The 19123-nt window shown below is 65.3% G+C and carries 10 protein-coding genes and 1 pseudogene; 8 read left to right on the forward strand and 3 right to left on the reverse strand.

Annotated elements, in window-relative coordinates:
• Window positions 1-72: 72 nt before the first annotated feature.
• Entirely contained in the window at window positions 73-789 is a 717-nt protein-coding gene (locus FQU96_RS09705; RefSeq protein WP_218574669.1) for an ABC transporter ATP-binding protein, read from the reverse strand.
• Window positions 790-1024: 235 nt separating this feature from the next.
• Between FQU96_RS09705 and FQU96_RS09710 the strand changes: the two genes are divergently transcribed.
• The 6 genes from FQU96_RS09710 (at window position 1025) to FQU96_RS09735 (ending at window position 16497) form a co-directional block, all read left to right on the forward strand.
• On the forward strand, window positions 1025-1672 hold the full coding sequence (locus FQU96_RS09710; protein ID WP_146540707.1) for an STN domain-containing protein: 648 nt from the start codon (window positions 1025-1027) through the stop codon (window positions 1670-1672).
• A complete protein-coding gene (locus FQU96_RS09715; protein WP_146540708.1) occupies window positions 1669-2184 on the forward strand; it encodes an RNA polymerase sigma factor in 516 nt (171 codons plus the stop codon). The genes FQU96_RS09710 and FQU96_RS09715 overlap by 4 nt, the downstream gene beginning before the upstream one ends.
• A 39-nt stretch (window positions 2185-2223) precedes the next feature.
• Entirely contained in the window at window positions 2224-3222 is a 999-nt protein-coding gene (locus FQU96_RS09720; protein ID WP_146540709.1) for a FecR domain-containing protein, read from the forward strand.
• Between the two features lie 163 nt (window positions 3223-3385).
• A complete protein-coding gene (locus FQU96_RS09725; RefSeq protein ID WP_146540710.1) occupies window positions 3386-15238 on the forward strand; it encodes a filamentous haemagglutinin family protein in 11853 nt (3950 codons plus the stop codon).
• Between the two features lie 259 nt (window positions 15239-15497).
• Window positions 15498-15941 carry an SRPBCC family protein gene (locus FQU96_RS09730; RefSeq protein ID WP_178130418.1) on the forward strand — a complete coding sequence of 148 codons (444 nt, stop codon included), beginning with the start codon at window positions 15498-15500 and terminating at the stop codon, window positions 15939-15941.
• A 13-nt stretch (window positions 15942-15954) separates the two neighbouring features.
• Window positions 15955-16497 carry a GNAT family N-acetyltransferase gene (locus tag FQU96_RS09735; protein WP_146540712.1) on the forward strand — a complete coding sequence of 181 codons (543 nt, stop codon included), beginning with the start codon at window positions 15955-15957 and terminating at the stop codon, window positions 16495-16497.
• A 210-nt stretch (window positions 16498-16707) separates the two neighbouring features.
• Here FQU96_RS09735 and FQU96_RS09740 read toward each other — a convergent pair whose 3' ends face one another.
• A complete protein-coding gene (locus FQU96_RS09740; RefSeq protein ID WP_146540713.1) occupies window positions 16708-17481 on the reverse strand; it encodes a helix-turn-helix domain-containing protein in 774 nt (257 codons plus the stop codon).
• Between the two features lie 193 nt (window positions 17482-17674).
• On the opposite strand from FQU96_RS09740, the gene FQU96_RS09745 reads away from it, so the two are divergent.
• Window positions 17675-18673, forward strand: a complete 999-nt coding sequence (locus tag FQU96_RS09745; protein WP_146540714.1) for a VOC family protein — start codon at window positions 17675-17677, stop codon at window positions 18671-18673.
• A gap of 20 nt (window positions 18674-18693) precedes the next feature.
• Here FQU96_RS09745 and FQU96_RS42150 read toward each other — a convergent pair whose 3' ends face one another.
• Window positions 18694-18930 (reverse strand): hypothetical protein, encoded by a 237-nt coding sequence (locus tag FQU96_RS42150; protein ID WP_178130419.1) that lies wholly within the window; start codon window positions 18928-18930, stop codon window positions 18694-18696.
• Between the two features lie 33 nt (window positions 18931-18963).
• Here FQU96_RS42150 and FQU96_RS42610 point away from each other — a divergent pair.
• Window positions 18964-19117: pseudogene (locus FQU96_RS42610) on the forward strand (toxin); the annotation flags it as partial.
• Window positions 19118-19123: the final 6 nt, after the last annotated feature.

A 19123-nucleotide genomic window follows, 5' to 3' on the forward strand; every position in this document is an offset into this window, starting at 1 on the left:
ACCCGGCACCCGATGGCGCCGGGCCTCGGTTTTCTCCGCAGGCCCTGGCCTGCGCGGGGAGAAGGGGGCTTCCTAAGAGGCCGCGCCCGTATAGGAATGCAGCAGGTCGACATCGCGCCGTGCCGCTTCGGCGGGGCCGGCGAAGACGCTGCGGCCCGAGGCGAGCACGCAGACCTGTTGCGCGACATTGAGGGCGCGCTCGGTGTTCTGCTCGACCAGCACGATCGTGAGGCGTTCGTCCTGGTTGAGCCGGCGCAAGGCGTCGAGGCAGAGATCGACCATCTTGGGCATCAGGCCGAGCGACAGCTCGTCGACCAGCAGCAGCCGCGGCGCCGACATCAATGCGCGGCCGATCGCCAGCATCTGCTGTTCGCCGCCTGACAGTGAGGCGGCAAGCTGGCCACGCCGTTCGGCCAGGCGCGGGAAGAGATCGAACACGCGCGCAAGGTTACGCTTCTCGTCGGCACGCGGCCGGCTGTAGCCGCCGACCACCAGGTTCTCGACCACCGTGAGGTCGGAGAAGAGGCGGCGGCCCTCGGGCACCACGGCCAAGCCCAGCTCCGTGCGCTGCAACGCCGGCAGGCGCGTGACGTCGCGGCCGTCGACCGACAGCGTGCCGGCCTTGATCTGCACATGCCCCATGATGGCGAGGATGGTCGAGGTCTTGCCCGCCCCATTGGGACCGAGCAGCGCCAGGATGTCTCCGGTCTCGACGGTGAACGAAAGCCCGCTGACGGCGACCATCTCACCGTAGCCGCAAGAGAAATTCTGCAGTTCAAGCAACGCCATGGCCGATTGTCGGGCAGATCGCCGCGCCTGTACAGGTGGCGGATGAGGGGTATTGGCCACCGCCAGGCCAGGTCGCGTGCGGTGGCCGGGGAGCCGGGTGCGCCGCCTGTCGTCAAATCGTAGTACTCCATTATTAACCTAAGCCATGCGTCGCCCCGATCGTACCAACTGTGTTGGCGCCGCACCGGCCGTTCGGCGATCGTCGCATTGGATCTGTGCACTGGTCTTCGCGGGCATGGTTGCGGCGATCAACGTGGTCGCTGCTCAAACAAATCCGAGAGGCGCGCCGAGCGAATTCCATATCCCGTCGCAGCCGCTGGGCGCCGCCCTCAGCCGCTATGGCGATCTGACGGGACGCGAGGGCCTCTACGACGCGAGCCTGACAGTCGGGCGACTGTCCGGGGACGTTCATGGCGTGCTTTTACCGGACGAGGCGCTGCGAAGGCTCCTGTCCGGCACGGGTTTGGCCGCCGAGTTCGCCGACGAAGCAACATTCGTGCTGGTGCCCGCGCCAGTGTCGGCCGGTCGGCAGGCCAACCGTCCAGCGCGACCGCCGGACCATCAGCGCTACCTCGGGCGCGTCCAGGCAAGCCTCCTGGACGCTTTCTGCCGGTCGCACGCCGTACGTCCGGGCGGCTATCGCTTCGCGGCCGTGTTCTGGATCGCGCCCGACGGCGCCGTCGAAAGGTCCCAACGGATCGGTTCCACGGGCACGCTCGAAGCCGACCAGCAGATCGATGCGACGCTGCGCAGCGTGCGGGTTGACGAGCCGCCCCCGCCGCGTTTCGCACAACCGATCCTGATGTTGATTGTGCCGCACCAGTCGCTGGTGAACGGCTGCGACAAGGTCGACGCCAGGATCCAGCCGCTGGGTAGGCGATGACGGATCAAGCGTTATCCGCCATCCGTCGCGCCTTTCTCGATCGCTATGACGATCTCAAAGCGCGATTGACCCAACGACTGGGCTCGGCCGAACTCGCCGGCGATGCGATGCAGGACACGTGGTTGCGCTTGTCGCGCGCCGAGTCGATCGGCATCGTCCAAAGTCCGCGCAGTTATCTGTTCCGGATTGCCCTGAATGTGGCGATAGATCGCCACCGGTTTGAGCAGCGCCGCCCCGTATCGACAGTCGACCTGGAAAATCTGCTTGAAGTGCCGGACGATGCGCCGACGCCGGAACAAGCGATACTGGCGCGGTCGGACCTCGAAGCATTCAAGGCGATCGTCGACGAACTTCCGGCGCGGCGCCGCGCCATCTTTCTGGCGGCACGGTTCGGCGGGGCTTCCCGACAGGAAATCGCGGATCGGATGGGCGTTTCCGTGCGCCTCGTTGCGAAAGAGCTTCAGTTGGCTCTCGAACATTGCGTCGCGCGCGCCGGAGGATTGAGAGGTTGAGCGTGCGCTTTGGGCCATGGCGAAGGATGCAACGTTGAGATGAACAAGGGACATCCTGACCTGGACCGAGTGGAGCGGGAGGCCGTCGGCTGGGTGCGAAAGCTCATATCCCGGGAGATGACGCCGCAGGACATGGAAGCGCTGACGGCCTGGCGCGCCCGTACGCCTCGGCATGAAGCCGCGTTTGTCGCGACCAGGCGCGTGTGGCGCCAGGTCGGCGCCGCTGGCGGCGCACTCTTCCAGCCGGACCAGGACTTTACCGGCCCACTCGATGCGTTCGGACAGCGCCGCAGGATGACGCGTCGCGCGGTGTTCGCTGGTGGCGTCGCGGCAGTTGCCGCCACGTCGGTCTACGGCATGCTCAATCCGCCACTCGGACTTTGGCCATCCTTCTCCGAGCTGAATGCAGACTACCGCACCGGCACCGGCGAACAGCGTAGCGTTACGTTCGCCGGTGATGTGGCGATCAGCCTCAATACGCAGACGAGTCTTGCCGTCCGCGCCCCGGAAGGTACCGAGGACCGGATCGAACTGATCACCGGCGAAGCATCGTTCGCAACGCCGACGCGGGCGGCACGCGCGCTCGTGGTGCTGGCCGCGGACGGCAGGACGATCGCGGAATCCGGCTCTTTCGATGTTCGCTACACGGCCAGTAGCGGGCCGTCCCCGGTCAGCGTCACCTGTTTCAAGGGCGCTGTGCGGATCGAGCGCGGCAGCGAGGTCGCCGATCTCCGGGCTGGGCAGCGCGTGCGCTACGATCGCACGGGTCTGGGCCAGGTTGCCGCGGTCGATCCGCAGGTCGCATCGGAGTGGCGGCGCGGCATCATCGAGTTTCGCAACACCCCGATCGTGGACGCTATTGAGGAAATCAACCGCTATCGGCCCGGCCGGATCATTTTGACGAGTGCCGCGCTGAGCCAGAAGCAGATCAGCGGACGCTTCCGAATCGATCAGATGAACCAGGTCCTGTGGCAGTTGGAACGCGCGTTCAGTGCGAGAATCCAGCGTCTGCCGGGAGGAATCGTGCTGCTGAGCTGAGGCGTCCGGAAGAAAAGCAGCTTCTCGAAAAACTTTTCCCAAAGCGTGCACGCCTGGCCTCCGGGATTCGGTCTTAGCGGTGAGATCTCTCAATCCCCCGAGGCGGCGGCGACATCTGGCTGCAGCGTCGGGGGTATACCGTTGTCTGAAGGAGCCGCCCCCAATGCGCGCCCGCCCGTTCTCGTCTGCTGTCGGCGCCGCCAGCGCCAATGCCGCCCGCCGCGCTGCCTTGCTCGTCGGTGTCAGTGCGGTGGCACTGATCATGGCTTCCTGGGACGCAACGGCTCGCCCGGTCGGCGGGTCTCGGCCAGCGCCGTCCGCGGCGGCGATTGCGGCGGCGCAGTCGGCTTCACAGGAGGCCGCGCGTACGGCAAGGGCTGCGCAGAATTCGCTGCAGCGCGCGACGAGGGCAATCCAGGCGCAAAGAGCCAGCCAGCAAGGCGCGCGCGACGCGGCGCGGACGGCTTTGCAGATCATGCCGAGCGGCACGCCCAACGGCCTGCGGCCGGGCGGATTGCGGGTGGCGCCCGGCGCGGCACCGGGATCGGATCTGTGGCAGGGGGCGAACCTGCCGACCGAAATCAGCGATGGCGATCGCGTCAAGGTCACGGTCGAGCAGACCCAGCGAAAAGCACTGCTGACATGGCAGAGTTTCAACATTGGCGAGCGGACCGATCTGCGCTTCGACCAGCGGGGCAATCGCGACTGGGTGGCGCTCAACCGGGTGCTCGACAACACGGCGCCGAGCAAGATCCTCGGCAGCATCAGAGCTGACGGCTCAGTCTATGTCATCAATCAGAACGGTATCATCTTCGGCGGCACCAGCCAGGTGAATGTCGGTGCGCTCATCGCCTCGACCGCGACCATCACCAACGCTCAATTCCTCAATACCGGCATCTACTCCCGGCAGGAAGACGGTCGGTACGTGCCGAGCTTTACCGGCGCCGGCGGCGTCATAAGGGTCGAACCGGGCGCGCTGATCGAGACACATGCGCCGGCAGCGGTGACGTCTGGCGGTGGTTCTGTCCTGCTGATGGGCCGCCAGGTCGTGAATGCCGGCACGATCACGACGCCAAAGGGGCAGACCCAGCTGGCCGCAGGCGACGATTTCGTGCTGCGCCGTGGCTACGCGACCGATCAAAACGTCTCCTCGACGACGCGCGGCACTGAGATTGCGCCGTTGTTCACCGTGAACAGCGTGGCCGGTCTCGTGCGCAACGACGGCATGATCTCAAGCCCGCAGGGTGACATCACACTCGCTGGCCGGACGATCGAACAGAACGGCGTTCTGATCGCATCGACGTCGGTCAACGCGCGCGGCACCATCCATCTCCTGGGCGCCGCGACCGACACGCTCGGCAGCATCACCTTTGGCGCCGACAGCGTCACCACCATCGTTCCGGAGCTCGAGAGCCAGGACACCGCGCTGAACGCGCAGCGCGATGGGCTGATCGCGGCTTCCGCGACGGCGAACCAGGGGCGTGCAAGCAGCGCGGTCGGCGTGTTCGATAACCTCTCTCTGTTGGCGGATCGCCTCGATCAGTCGCGCATCGAGATCGTCACGGGCGGCACCGTCGTGTTCAAAGGGGGTGCGGGGGCTGATACCGGTTCGCTGACCATTGCCCAAGGCGGCCAGGTCGCCGTCAGTGCCGCCGGCAGCATCCTCGTCGAACGTCGCGCGACCATCGATGTGTCCGGCGTGCGCGATGTTGTGCTGGCGATGTCGGCGAACAACCTGATGGTCAATATCCAGGGCAACGAATTGCGCGACAGCCCGATCAATCGCGATAACGGCTATCTCCGCAATGCCAATGTCTGGGTGGATATTCGCGACCTGACCTACGTGCCGCCGGGCACGGGTGGCTATAGCGGCGATCGCTACTATACGCGCGGCGGTCTGCTCGAGATCGGCGGCTATCTCGCCAACACCAAGCACAAGATCGGTGAATGGGCTGCGGTGGGCGGCACCATAACGCTCGCTGCGGCGACAGTGACGGCGCGGCCGGGCTCGGTCTTCGATATCTCCGGCGGTTCGATCCGCTATGAGGGCGGCTATATCCGCACCACCAACTTTCTCGGGTCCGACGGGCGGCCTTACACCATCGATAGCGCCCGCGGCGACATGATGTTTTTCGGTCTGGGTCACGGGTTCATCCGCAAGCACGGGCGCTGGGGCGTCACCGAGGTCTGGACGGGCCCGTTCGGGCGCGGCCGGGAAAGCGTGCGCTGGGAGGACGGCTACACCGTCGGCCGCGACGCGGGACAGGTGGTCCTGTCGACTCCGACCGCGATCTTCGAAGGCAGCATTGTCGCGGCCGTCGTCCAGGGCGACCGCCAGGTCAACGCGCGTCCGTCCGCAATCAGTGACGGCTACAAGGCGGCGCAGAACGTCGTTGCACAAGCCGGCACACTGATGCTCGGGCAGTTCGATGCCCGCGGCCGCGTCGGTACATACGACACGGACGTTCTCATCGGCGACCTGACATCGCGGTCGATTCCGGAGGACCGCACCAACACGGCCTGGTTCGATGCCGGCCATCTGAACGCGCAAGGACTCGGCGTCGTCGATTTTGCGACCAGCGGCACGATCACTGTCGATGCCCCCTTGTCGGTCGTCGACGGTGGGTCTGTTTCTCTGGTCGCCGCAACGGTCGACATCAAGGCTGACATCACCGCGCGCAGCGGGCGTATCACCGCGACCAACCATTTCAAGGGATTCCTGAACCCCATCAGCCTTGGAACGGGGACGATCACCGTGGCATCGGGTGTTATGCTGGATGCCCGTGGGCTGTGGGTGAATGCGCGGGCCGATGCCGCAGGCCACAACAAGCTGGCCTTCATCGATGGCGGCGATGTTCGCCTGGTCTCGTCTGGTGACGTGATCGTCAGCGCCGGCAGCGTGATTGATGTCTCCTCGGGTGGTGGATTCCTCGCTGGCGGCGCGTCAGCCGGTGGCCGCGGCGGCAATGTCACGCTCAAGGCGTCAGCCACGGCCAATGCAACGCCCTCGACGACTGGCCGGCTGACACTGGACGGCATCGTGCGCGGCTATGGCGTCAGCGGCGGCGGAACGCTCGCCATGGCGTCCGGCGGGACGATCGTTCTGGGCGGCAGGATCCTCGAGACGAACGGCGTCCTGGGCGTCGGCGAAAAGGCACCCACCGACCTGATCGCCGCGGAGGGGTTTACGGTCGCCGCCGGCCAGATCCTGCCGGCCAATTTTGTCTATCCCATTACTGTGCGTCCGGCCGGACAGCCCATCGGGGCCGAGCCCAACATCACATCAATCACGCTGGAGGCCGACTGGACACCGCCGCGGCCATCGATTCCCTCGCAGTACTACATCGTCTACGTCGGCGACACTCAATACGCGATCTACGGCTATGACAGCATGCCCCTGCCGACGATCCCGAAGGGCTCGGTTGTCACGGCCATCATGGGCGCCGGGGGCTTTCCGAAAGACTACGTGATCCCCGCGGACGTATTTCCCAACGGCATCCCGATCCCCCCGACGCTGGTCACGGCGCTTGCCGGGAGCCCGGCGCCGGTCAATGCCAGCTTCGCTGCCGGCACGGTCATCCGCTCAGGTTCGGTGCTTGCGACCTCGGTCGCAGTGCGGCCGCTGGAGTATCAACGCCCCGACCTGCTGCAAAGCGGGTTCTCGCAGTACGACATCACCGGAACCGCCGGCGTGGTCGTGGCGCCGGGAACCCGGCTCGACGTGGCCATGCCGGTGTATCGCCTGGGCGCGGCCGGCTTCACCGTGGCGACGGGTGCAGATCCGCGGACCGCTCTGGAGCTGTGGAGCCCGCCGCACGATCTCGACAACCCGGCCAAGAGCCAGATCACGCAGCGCGCCGGTGCGAACCTGTCGCTCGGATCCGCCGGCAACATCACGCTCGCATCCGGTTCGGCGATTGACGTGGACGATGGCCGTTCCGTGACGGTGAGCGCATTGGGACAGATTACCATCGACGGTTCGATCACCGCGCGCAGCGGCACCATTACGATCGCCAGCGATTTGGAAAACGTCGTTTCAGTGCCGGCAGTCGGTCAATCGATTTGGATCGGCGAGCATGCGGTCCTCGATGTTGCCGCGCGGGCGATCACAGGTACCGACGCGCAAGGACGGCACTATGCGGTCATCCGGGATGGCGGCACCATCAACATCGGCATGACCGCGTTCACGCCTGTCGAAAAGGGCGTCCTGCCCGCGACCAGATCGCTGGTCATCATTCGGCCCGGCGCATTGCTCAACGCCTCCGGGACCAGCGGCGTCGTCGACCTGCTGCCCGGCGCCGCGAACATGAATGTTGCACCGCAGCCGGTTACGGTGGCGAGCAATGGCGGTTCCATCGTCATCGGATCGCAGGGCGGACTCTATCTCGATGGTGAGATGCGGGCGGCTGCGGGCGGCGCCGGTGCCGCGGGCGGCCACCTGGTGGTCGCGCTCGAAACGCCCATGGGCTCTACGCCGACCATCGTCGACAGGCCACGCACAGTCACGATCACGCAGGAGCGCCAGACCAGCCTCACACCTGGCCTGGCGCCGGGCGCCGGGGATCCGTCCCTGCGCTATGGAGAAGGCTATCTCAGCGCGTCGCAGGTGGCGGAGGGCGGTTTCGGCAGCCTATCGCTCTGGAGCCGCGACATCTTCCAGTTCAAGGGAAACGTAAATCTCGCGACGAGCCAGTCGCTGGCGCTCTATCGCGGCGTCCTGTCCGCGGCCACGGGTACGTCGGTCGCCAACGTCTCGCTGGCGGCACCCTATGTGCTTCTCGATGGCGCGGTGCAGATCGAAATCTCGGCCGGGGCGATCTATCCGGGGCTCTATTTGAATAGCTACCGGCCATCGCCGATCAACGAGGGCCGTCTGGCGGTCACTGCCGATCTCATTGATGTGCGTAACCGCGTCCTGTCCGGTGCTTCGGCAAGCTACGATTTCTCGACGCCCTTTGGCGACAGGCAGAATCGCATCGAACCCGCGGGCTTTGCTGAGATGGCGCTCGTCAGCCGCGGCGACGTCCGTCTCGGGGCCGGGGCACTCGTGAGCGGCGGCAACATCGCCATCGAGGCCGCCCAGCTCTATCCGACGACCGGCGCGGTGACGCAGATCGTTGCCGGAGTCGTCGCGCACATCTCCGACGGGATCTTTTTTGGCAATAGTGTCAGGAAGGATGGGACCCTGACCATCCGGGGCAACGGCAGCACGCCAGCCGTGCCGGGATCCGTCTTCGGAACACTGAGCCTTCTGGCGGGGACGATCGAGCAGCAAGGCATCGTCCGAGCGCCACTGGGCAGCCTGGTGATGGGCGCGACCGCCACGGGCAATTACATCACATTCCCCCAAGTTGGCATCGCTCTTCCGCCCATCACGACGGTACTCCGTGGCGGCAGCATCACCTCGACCAGCGCGGCGGGGCTCGTCATGCCCTACGGCGGGACCGTCGATGGCCTGTCCTATCTGTATGCCGGGGCACAACCGAATTTTTATGACCTCGCTTCGCTGGGCGTGAACACGATCGGCGTCAGTCTGTCGGGCAGCCGTGTGGTGACAGAACCTGGCTCGGTCATTGACCTCGGCGGCGGCGGAGACCTGCTCGGCGCCGCGTTCATCAGCGGCCGCGGCGGTTCGGTGGACGTGCTGAGGACGGCGCTTGTCAACGCCAATCCGGCTCTCGGCTACAGCAGCGCGTCGAACCGTGTCTATGCACTGGTGCCGGGTTATGCCGGCAGCTACGCGCCGATCTCGCCGGAGAAGGGTGCCGGTGATCCGCGAGTCGGACAGCAGATGACGCTGACACAACCGGCAGGCGGACTGCCGGCCGGCACCTACACGCTGCTGCCCTCGACCTATGCCTTGCTGCCGGGCGCGTATCGCGTCGAGCTGGGCGGGGCCACGACGAGCGTTGCCCACCCCGCCGCTCTCGCCAACGGCTCCCATGTGACGGCGGGCACGCTTGGTATCGCCAATACGAGCATCCGTTCTGCTCTGCCAACCCGGGTTATCCTGACACCGGGGCACGTCGTGCGCAGCCACGCGCACTACAATGAAATGGGTTACAGCCAGTTCGCTGTAACCAACGCCGCCCGGTTCGGGTTATTGCGGCCGCGCCTGCCGGTGGATGCGCAAACCCTCTCCTTGGACTTTGGCACCAATGTCGGTGATGTCCTCTCGTTCGACGGCACCGTGTTGATGAAGGCTGGAAAAGGCGGTTACGCGGGTAATCTGGTCGTGGGCGCCTGGGGCGGCCTTGAGGTCAAGCCGTCCGGCAGTGCCGCGAGCCCGGGCATGGCTTCCGTCGATGCCGAGGATCTCTCGCGCGTCGGTGCCGGAACGCTGATGATCGGCGGCTACGCTGCCTATTGGTCGGGTCGGGGCGATCTGGGGGCCACCAGCGCGCACATCTACTTCGGCGCGCAATCGAGCAGCGTCGTTGTCCGCAGCGGCAGCGTTCTCGAAGCGGGCCAGATATTCGCCGTGGCAAATAACTCAGTCCATGTCGAGAAGGGCGCCGTCTTCGATACGACGCGATCGAGCACGACTATCTTCGATTCGAGCGCAGGCTATGTCTTCTGGAATTCGGCCGGCGGCTACGGTCCCAGCGCCGGTGCCATCCTCACGGTTTCCAACGGCTGGCTGAATTTCCTGCCGGCAATTGCCGGCCCCAGCGGCACGGTCACGATCGAAGACGGCGCGGCTCTGCGCACCCGCGGCACGATCGCGTTCGCGGCAAGCCAGGCGCTCGATATCGGATCCAGCGTGGCGCTCAATGCGCGCTACCTCGCGGTCAGCCTGCCGGAGATCAATGTCGGCACCGATGCGTCATTTGCGGCGGCGCGTGACGCCGGCGCGCTCGGCTCGGGCTGGCTGCTGACGCAATCGGTCCTGGATCGGCTCCTTGCGCCTGCCGACCCGTCACTCGCCCGCGTTGAACGCCTCACGCTTACGGTCGGCTCATCGCTCAATTTCTTCGGCAGTGTTGCGCTGGATCTGCGCGGTGCCGGCGGGCATGGCACGGGGCTGGTCATCAATACGCCGGCCATCTACGGCTGGGGTGGGGCAGGGGATGTTGCCGCTTTATCCGCCGACACGGTGTTCTGGAACGGCGTGTCAAGCGGACGCGGCACGAAGGACAGCCCCTATGTCAGCCTCCCGCCGGGGGCAGTGCGATCGGGCGGTCCCGGCACCGGCAGCGGCACGCTCACCATCGATGCCCGCGAGATCGTGTTCGGCTACGATCCCTTCAGCCGGACACAGAACGAAGCCACGCTGGAGCGCCTTGCGCTCGGCTTCTCCACGGTGAACCTGAAGGCGTCCGACAGGATCACGGCCAACAACCGCGGGGCGTTGTCGGTCTATCGCAGTGGCACGAGCGCATCGACCTATGCCGGCGGCGATCTCAATATCACGACGCCGCTGCTGACGACGGCGGCTGGTGGCTTCCTGTCGGTGACGGCGGGCGGCGCGATTGCGGCGCGGGCCGTTTCAGGCGCACCGGCGAACACGGCGTCGGTCAGCCAGCTTGGCGGCGAACTCCGCATCAAGGGCAGCACGGTCACAATCGATACCGCGATCGCGCTGCCGAGCGGTCGGCTTGAAGTGCAGGCGGCTGGCGGCATCATGCTCACCGATCGCGCTGTGCTCGACCTGTCGGCCCGGTCCACCACCTTCTTCGACGTGACCCGACACAGCTGGGGTGGCGATGTCGTGATGGTGAGCGCCGGCGGTACCATCACGCAGCAGGCAGGGTCGACCATCGACGTGTCGGCCGCCCACAACAGCGCCGGCTCGATCAGCGCCACAGCTGTGGGAGCGGACGGGCGCGTTGCATTCGATGGCGCCCTGCGCGGCGCGGCCGCGGACGGTTTCGAAGCCGGCGGCATCGACATCAGATCCTTCACGCTGGCGGACTTCGCGGGCTTGAACACCAGGCTGAATGAGGATGGCTTCTTCGGCACGCGCAGTTTCGTCATCAAGACCGGCGATCTCGTCATCGGCGACGAGGTCCGCGCGCATCAGGTGAACATCTCGGTCGATGGCGGCAGTCTGACCGTCCAGGGACGGATCGATGCCAGCGGCGCCAAACCCGGCACGATTCGTTTGGCGGCGCGCGACGACCTGACGCTTGCGTCTACAGCGATCCTCGATGCACGTTCTACTGTGCTCCAGGTGGACAGCCGCGGCGCGCCGATCGAGGCGTCGAACCGCAGCTATGTCGAGCTCACGTCGGCACAAGGGATCGTCAGGCTCGCCAGTGGCGCGACCATCGACCTGCGCTCGGCCGACGCCGTCGCGCGCGGCAGGATCGAGATCAACGCGCGGCGGCGCGGTGGTGCCGACGGCACCGGCGCCGGTGCCGACGATATCGCGATCGAGGCTGCGGGTCCGCTCGACATCCGGGGTGCGGCCAGCATCGCGGTCAACGGCTTCCGCCGCTACGAGCCGGCAGGCGGCAAGATCAATCAGAGCTTGCTCGACGCGATCCACGGCGACAGCACGGCCTTTATCAATGCCGCATCGGCCAACGGCGCCCTGCGGAACCGGTTGGCCAGCTTGAGCGCATACACGGACGCGTTCCATCTGCGCCCCGGCGTCGAGCTCTGGAGCAGCGGCGATCTCGTGACCGAAGGCGACCTCGATCTCTCAGGCTATCGCTATGGCCCGAGGGCCAATCCCGCCGTGCGCGGCTCCGGCGAACCGGGCGTCATCGTTGGGCGCGCAGGCGGTCACTTTACGATCAACGGCAGCATCAGCGATGGTTTTTCACCGCCGCCGGCGACGCCCGATGATACGTCGTGGGCCAATCGGCCACGGGTGGTGGATGAGGTCGCCGTGCCCTCGTATGTGGCGACCGACAACGTGCAGCCGCGCGACAACTTCACGCTCGCGGAAGATTGGTGGGTCCCCTACGGTCTCGGGTATTCCTACGTCATGAGCGTCACCTACCCGTCCGATAACCGGTTCTGGATGCCAGGTGACATGATCCCGGCGGGAAGCACGATCGACGTGACAGGTATCGGATCTTATCCGTTCTACTGGTTTGCCGGCATGACAGTTCCTGCGACCGTGATCCAGACGGTCCGACCGCAAGGTCAGATGTGGGCGATTGCGCCGATGCTGGCACCGGGCGTGCAGTCATGGTCGATGCGTTACGTGGCAGGCGCCGATCTCGGCGCTGCCGACAGCCGCATCGCCCGTCAGGGCGGCGGCAATCTCGTGCTCGATGACCTGCATTTCACCGGGCTGGACAAAACCCAACCGGCGATCAGCGTGGTGCGCACCGGGACCGGCTATCTGGATCTCGTTGCTGGCGGCAACTATCGCCAGAACACCTTGTTTGGCGTCTACACGGCCGGCACCGCGAGCGGCGGCCTTGCGCGCCAGGTCCGCAGCGACGGCACGGTCCTCGGCGAGGGCTATTCTGGCTATGAACCGGCGGTCAATCCGGTCGGCATGTACTTTACGGCACACGGCGGAGATGTGCTGTTGACTGTGGGCGGAAACCTCGAAGGCTACGCGGTTTCCGCGCAAAGCGGCTGGTACTCCAATGTCTCGTCGCAGCCCGACAACTGGTTGTGGCAGCAGCAGGGAAGCTGGGGGATCAACTTCGGGACCTACGACACCAGCAAGGGCGCGCTCTTCCTGCGCGGCTTCGCGGGTATTGGCGCACTTGGCGGCGGCAATGTCGTGATCAAAGCGGGTGGCGATGCCGGGGAAACGGGAACCGGCGGCACGAGTAGCCACGCGGTGACGGCAGCGATCGGCAGCAGCGGCGATGCAAGCGGCGGCGCTGGGATCGTCCGCAGTGGCGGTGGCACACTGCGCATCAATGTTGCCGGCCAGCTCAATCCCGGCCTGACCGACGGCGCACCCGGCGATCTGTCCAATCTACGCGGCAACATCGACCTGCGCTCGGCGTCGGTTGGTCGCGTCATGCCGACACGATTCGGCGTGCCGATCGCTGACGACCCGCGCCTGCTCGATCCGCTCACCCCGAACGCGGCCCTGGAAATGGGAAGGGTGAATTTCGGTCTCGGCGACGGCGCCCTCACGGTGAAAAGCCGCGGCGACATCGTCGCCACGGTCAATGCGATCGACAATTTGTGGACGGATACGACGGCGGCGGCGCTCTTCTCGGTCGGTGGCGATATCAATCCGCAGGGAACCGTACCCTCGCTCTCGGCGATCGCGGCGCAGGGGAGCATCTACGGCATGTTGCCGCTCAAGCTCCTGCCGTCGCCGGTCGGGCACCTGGAACTGCTGGCTTGGAACGCGATCAACGGCTTCAGCGTCACCGGTGCTACCTCTCCTGTCGGTCTGAGTGCGGGTCTGCCCATCAGCAATCTGCACATGGATGATCCGGAGCCGGTCCGCATCTATGCCGTGACCGGCGACATCATCGACCTGCGGCTCGGCAGCAGCGCGCGAGACCCGATGACAGGTATTTGGACCCATGATCCCATCGCCAAGGTCACGTGGATGCGTGCCGGCAGGGATATCGTGAAGAGTGGCCTCACGGTGCTCAACAATCGCACCACCGACGTCTCGATCGTATCCGCCGGCCGCGACATCATCCTGTCCGAGCTGGTCAACCACAACTATCAGGTCGCAGGCCCTGGCACCCTGGACGTTGCGGCCGGCCGGAACATCTTTCAGGCTGACCCCGGTACGCAGGTCAACGGTCCGTTCATCAGCGTCGGCCCGCTGGTCGCAGGGGATCTGCGTCCTGGTGCGGAGATCGTCCTGCAGGCCGGCGTCGGATCGAGCGGGCCGGCCTATGCGGCGCTTGCCGCGCGCTATCTCAATCCGGCGAACCGCGCGCGGCCCGGCGTTCCGCTGGCCGACCAGGCGGGCAAGGTCGCCAAGACCTACGAGGCCGAATTGAGCACGTGGCTCAAGGGCCGGTTCGGCTTCGAGGGCACCGTCGAACAGGCGATCGCCTATTTCGATGCGCTCCCGATCGAGCAACGCGCCATCTTCATGCGCCAGGTCTACTTCGCCGAGCTCAAGGCCGGTGGCCGGGAGTACAACGATCCGGCCAGCCCGCGCTTCAATTCTTATCTGCGTGGCCGCCAGATGATCGCCACGCTGTTCCCCGAACCGGCCGCCCACGGCAATTCGGCCGAGCGCAAAGGCGACATCACCCTCTTCGGCGGATCGGGTATCCACACCGACTTCGGCGGCGGTATCCAGATGCTGGCGCCGAACGGTCAGATCGTCATCGGCCTCGAAGGCGCGGTGCCGCCGGCGAGCGCGGGTGTCGTCACCCAGGGCGCGGGCGACATTCAGATGTATTCCAGAGGCAGCGTGCTGCTCGGCCTGTCGCGCATCATGACGACGTTCGGCGGCGATATCCTGATCTGGTCTGCCGAGGGCGACATCAACGCCGGCCGTGGCGCCAAGGGCACGATCGTCTACGCGCCCGCGAAACGCGTCTACGACGATTTTGGCGGCGTGACGCTGTCGCCGAACGTGCCGTCTACGGGCGCCGGGATCGCCACGCTCAATCCCATCCCGGGCGTTGCACCGGGTGACGTCGATCTGATCGCGCCGCTGGGCACGATCGATGCGGGCGAAGCCGGCATTCGCGCGGGCAACGTCAACGTCGCGGCCTTGCAGATTCTCAATGCCGCCAATATCCAGGCGCAGGGTACGACGACGGGCGTGCCGACTGCCCAGGCGCCCAATATCGCCAGCCTGACCGAAGCATCGAGTGTTGCCGGCGCAGCGGCTCAGCAGGCGGCGACAACCCCAAAACAGGCCAACGCGGCGGCACTACCCTCGATCATCATCGTCGAGGTTCTCGGTTATGGTGGGGCAGGTAGTGAAGGAGGCCAACCCAACGACCGGGAACGCCAGACTCCGGATAGACGAGCCAGCAATGGTTACGACCCCAACAGCGTGATCCGTCTCCTGGGCAACGGCACGTTCACGGCGGATGAGACACAGCAGTTGACGGCAGTAGAGCGCGATATGCTGGCGAAACAGGTCGCGGCGCCGGGCAGCCCGTAAGGGTGGAAAGTGCCTGTCATCCCGAGCGCAGCGAGGGATCTTGTGCGAGCGACGCGGGGTGCGCCATGCGCACAAGATCCCTCGCTGCGCTCGGGATGACAGCCCGGTCCGCATCACCCGGCGGTGATTCCGGGTGCGGGCGGCGTGTACGGTGGTGTCGATGCGCCGCCGCCCTGAAGGATATTTGAGATGCCGTGTCGGGTTGGCCCGGCCTCGTTCGTCCTTGGGGGGCAAATCGCTTTTCACGGAGTCAATGACCATGCCCAACACCATCCGCCTGCACCGTGTTCTGACAACCAACCCGCAGAAAGTCTATCGCGCCTTCATCGAAGCGGACGCGCTGGCGAAGTGGCTTCCGCCCAACGGCTTTACCTGCACCGTGCACCACCTGGAGCCGAAAGTCGGCGGCACGCACAGAATGTCCTTCCGCAACTTCACGACCGGCGACAGCCATTCGTTTGGCGGCGACTATGTCGAGCTCGTCCCGGGTGAACGCCTGCGCTACACGGACAAGTTCGACGACCCCAACCTGCCCGGCGAGATGCAGGTGACCGTGACCTTGAAGAAGGTGTCGGTCGGCACGGAGGTGGAGATCGAGCAGGCCGGCGTGCCGGACGTCATTCCACCGGAGGCTTGCTATCTCGGCTGGCAGGAGTCGTTGCGAAACCTGGCAAAGCTCGTCGAGCCCGAGATCAAGCAATAGCGCCTTCCCACGGATGAACGACGCGCCCGCCGGCCGCACCGGCGGGCGTTTTGTTTGGTACTATGCGTCCATGGTGCTGACGTTCAGAACGGCGATGCTTTCGGAGGGCGAAGAGGTCGGGCGCGTCATACGCGCAGCCTTCACGCCCTATATCCGCGCTTTGGGACGCGAGATTCCAGCCGACGGATCTGCTCAGCTTGCCGAGGAGCTGCAGCGATTTGTGGCGGAACTCGAGCGCGGCGACGTCTACGTCGCGTTGGATGGCGGGCGCATCGTCGGTGCCGCCAGGACGAAACCGCAGGAGAAAGACCTCTGCATCTACCAGATTGCTGTCGATCCGGCGAGACAGGGCACCGGCGTCGGGAGCTGGCTGTTGCAGCGGATCGACGAGGTGGCGCGAGCGCGCGGCTTTGGTGGCCTGTCGCTTGAGACCGCCGAGATGGCAGTGGCCAACATTCGCCTCTACCAGCGGCACGGCTTCGAGATCGCGAACAGCGGGCTGCCCGACCACGGGCTCGACTCTCATATCAGGGTCTACATGGTGAAGTCGTTTTAGGTCATGTCGTCCAGAGCGAAGCGAAGGGGACATGCCTGATGCAAGCGGCGACCTCCGGCGTAGAGAGCGCATCGATTTCGTCGCGCCGCCCCGGAAGCGCTGTGCGAAGCTCGGCCAACGGCCCCATCCGCCGCCAGGAAGGCACGCCATGCATGTCGGTCGCCGCGCCATGCGTTGGTGACGCGTGCGGGCGCACTGGCGAACACCACATCAGAGGCTCTGGATGTATGCTCGCGGTGCGACGCCCAGGAGGCGCTTGAACATCGTCGTAAATGCCGCGGGGTTCTCATATCCGAGATCCAGTGCGACAGTTGTGATCGACTCCTGGGCGAGCAGGCGGGGTAGCGCCGTCATAAGACAGGCCTGTTGCCGCCATTCGACAAAGCTCAGACCAGTCTCTCGGCGAAAGCCGCGGGTGAAAGCCCGTCGGCTCATTCCAAGCTCTCCAGCCCAGCGGTCGATCGTGTCCGTTGCGTTCGGTTTCAACAGAAATGCCCGGCACGCGTCAGCCAGGGCTCTGCTCATCGGCAACGGCAGAGAGAGCGGCAACTCCGGCAGCCGCTGCAACTCGTACCGGAGCAACATCATCAATGCACCCGCGTGACTGTTGGCCTCGTAGTCCAGCGGCAGGTCGAGCGCCTTGTCGATGAGGCCGCGCACGAAGGGTGAGATACCGACGACCTGGCAGTTGCGCGGCATCTCGAGCGCCATCTCCGGACGAAGATACACGCTCTGCGTCGTCACAGCGCCGACCATTTGAACCTCGTGAAGAGTGTGGGGCGGAATCCACATGCCCTGTTGAGGCGGCATGACCCACCTGCCTTTGGGGGTCGTGAGCACGAGGAAGCCGGTGGCGCCGAAGATCAGCTGACCGCGGCGATGCCGGTGCGACCTTACGAGGGTGCCGTCGAGATACTCGTGCGCGATCACGATGAGTGCGCGGTCGGCCGCATCGACCGAAGCGAGCGCGACATTCCTCGGCATTGGCCCACTCTCACAAGAACTGGGCCTGACGTAGGTGGCGGGCCCAGGGGTGATCCCATACGCTCGGCCAACGTACTGCGCAACCGATGTGCTTCATCGGCTGGTCGCGAGGCTCTCGGAGGGTCGGCGACAGTGTGCAGAAAGAGATCAATCAGTTTGCCGGCGCCGCAGCCGCGGCGAAAGGAACAGGATCATGGCGGACATTGCCGACAAGCCGCAGAACGTTCATTTCGCACCCCGCCGCCTCGCGCATGCGAACATCTTCGTCCGCGATCTCAAGGAGTCGTTAGCGTTCTACAGCGCCGTGTGCGGCCTGACCGAGGTCTTCGCGGAACCGGCCGTGGATATGGTCTTCCTCTCGAATGGATCCTCGCACCATGACGTGGCTCTCATGCAGATCGCCAGGAAAGACCGGGGAGGGCGCGACGGGCGCGTTGCAACGACTCGCGGGAGCGAACCCGGTCTCAATCACCTGGGCTGGGAGATGGAAAACGAGAAGGTGCTCGTCGATGCGTACAAGCGGGCGGTGGGTCTCGACGTAGACGTCAAGCGTACGACCGACCATGGCATGTCGCACAGCGTCTATTTGTTTGATCCGGAGCGGAACTTCCAGGAGTTCTATTCGGACCAGTTGGCTGACTGGAGAGAATTCTACAGGAACAACGTTGGACAGGCCATCTCGGGGAGCTGGGATCCGTTGGCGTCGGCGCCGTCCACGGCGGCGAACTACGATGCGAACTTCTCTCCTGAATACGTGAAGTCGGCACCGGTCCAGCCCCGCGAGATCTCGCGGGCTGGGATCATCGCAGAAGATTTCGACAAGATGCTGAGGTTCTACCGGGACGTCGGCGGTTTGAGCCTCGCCCATCTCGATGAGGCAGTCGGTGTCGCCGTCCTCATGGGCACCACTGGAAAGCCTGCGCTCTCGCTCTTCGCGCAGAGAGATGGCGAGCAGACTGGGCTCCACCACATCGGCTTCGAGGTCGTCAACGAGATCGAACTGGAGAAGCTGCACGGCGATCTGCGTCGGATCAATGACGCCGCTCCGGTCGAGATCACGGACGGCCGTGGAAAGAAGGGTGTCGTTCTGAAGAGTCCGGACGGGATACTGCTGGAATTCTTCCTGCCGACGCCCGGCCGCGCGTGGTCCGCCGAGGACGCTCGCGCGCCGAGGGACCTCTTCATCGCATAGCAAGGCCGGCGATCTATCGCTCAACCAGCGTCCATGAACATCGAAAGCACGCGCACCGACATCACGAGGAAACCGCCGGGACGATGATCGAGCGGGAGAAAGTAGGATGCTTTCTGGAGCAAAGACAGCGCGATAGCTCCGCTACCTCCGGGCTCCTGGTGGGTATTGCAGCTGCGCAACGATTCCAGCCATTTCTCGTCAGGTGAGGGCGCAATCGCCGGATCGGATAGCACATTGAGTTGGTCACTAGAGTACATGCCGTAGCGATATCCTGCGGCCCAAGTATGGGAACCGCGACGTTGAAGAGGGTATCAATCGGCACGGAAGTGGATATCGTGCGGGCCGGCGTGCCGGACGCCATTCCCCTTGGAGGCTTGCTTTCTCGGTTGGCAGGAGTCGCCGCGAAACCCGGCAAATCTCGTTGAGCCCGAGATCAACCAATAGCGCATC

Origin of the sequence: Reyranella sp. CPCC 100927 (assembly GCF_007859315.1) — a bacterium.
Taxonomy (GTDB): Bacteria; Pseudomonadota; Alphaproteobacteria; order Reyranellales; family Reyranellaceae; genus Vineibacter.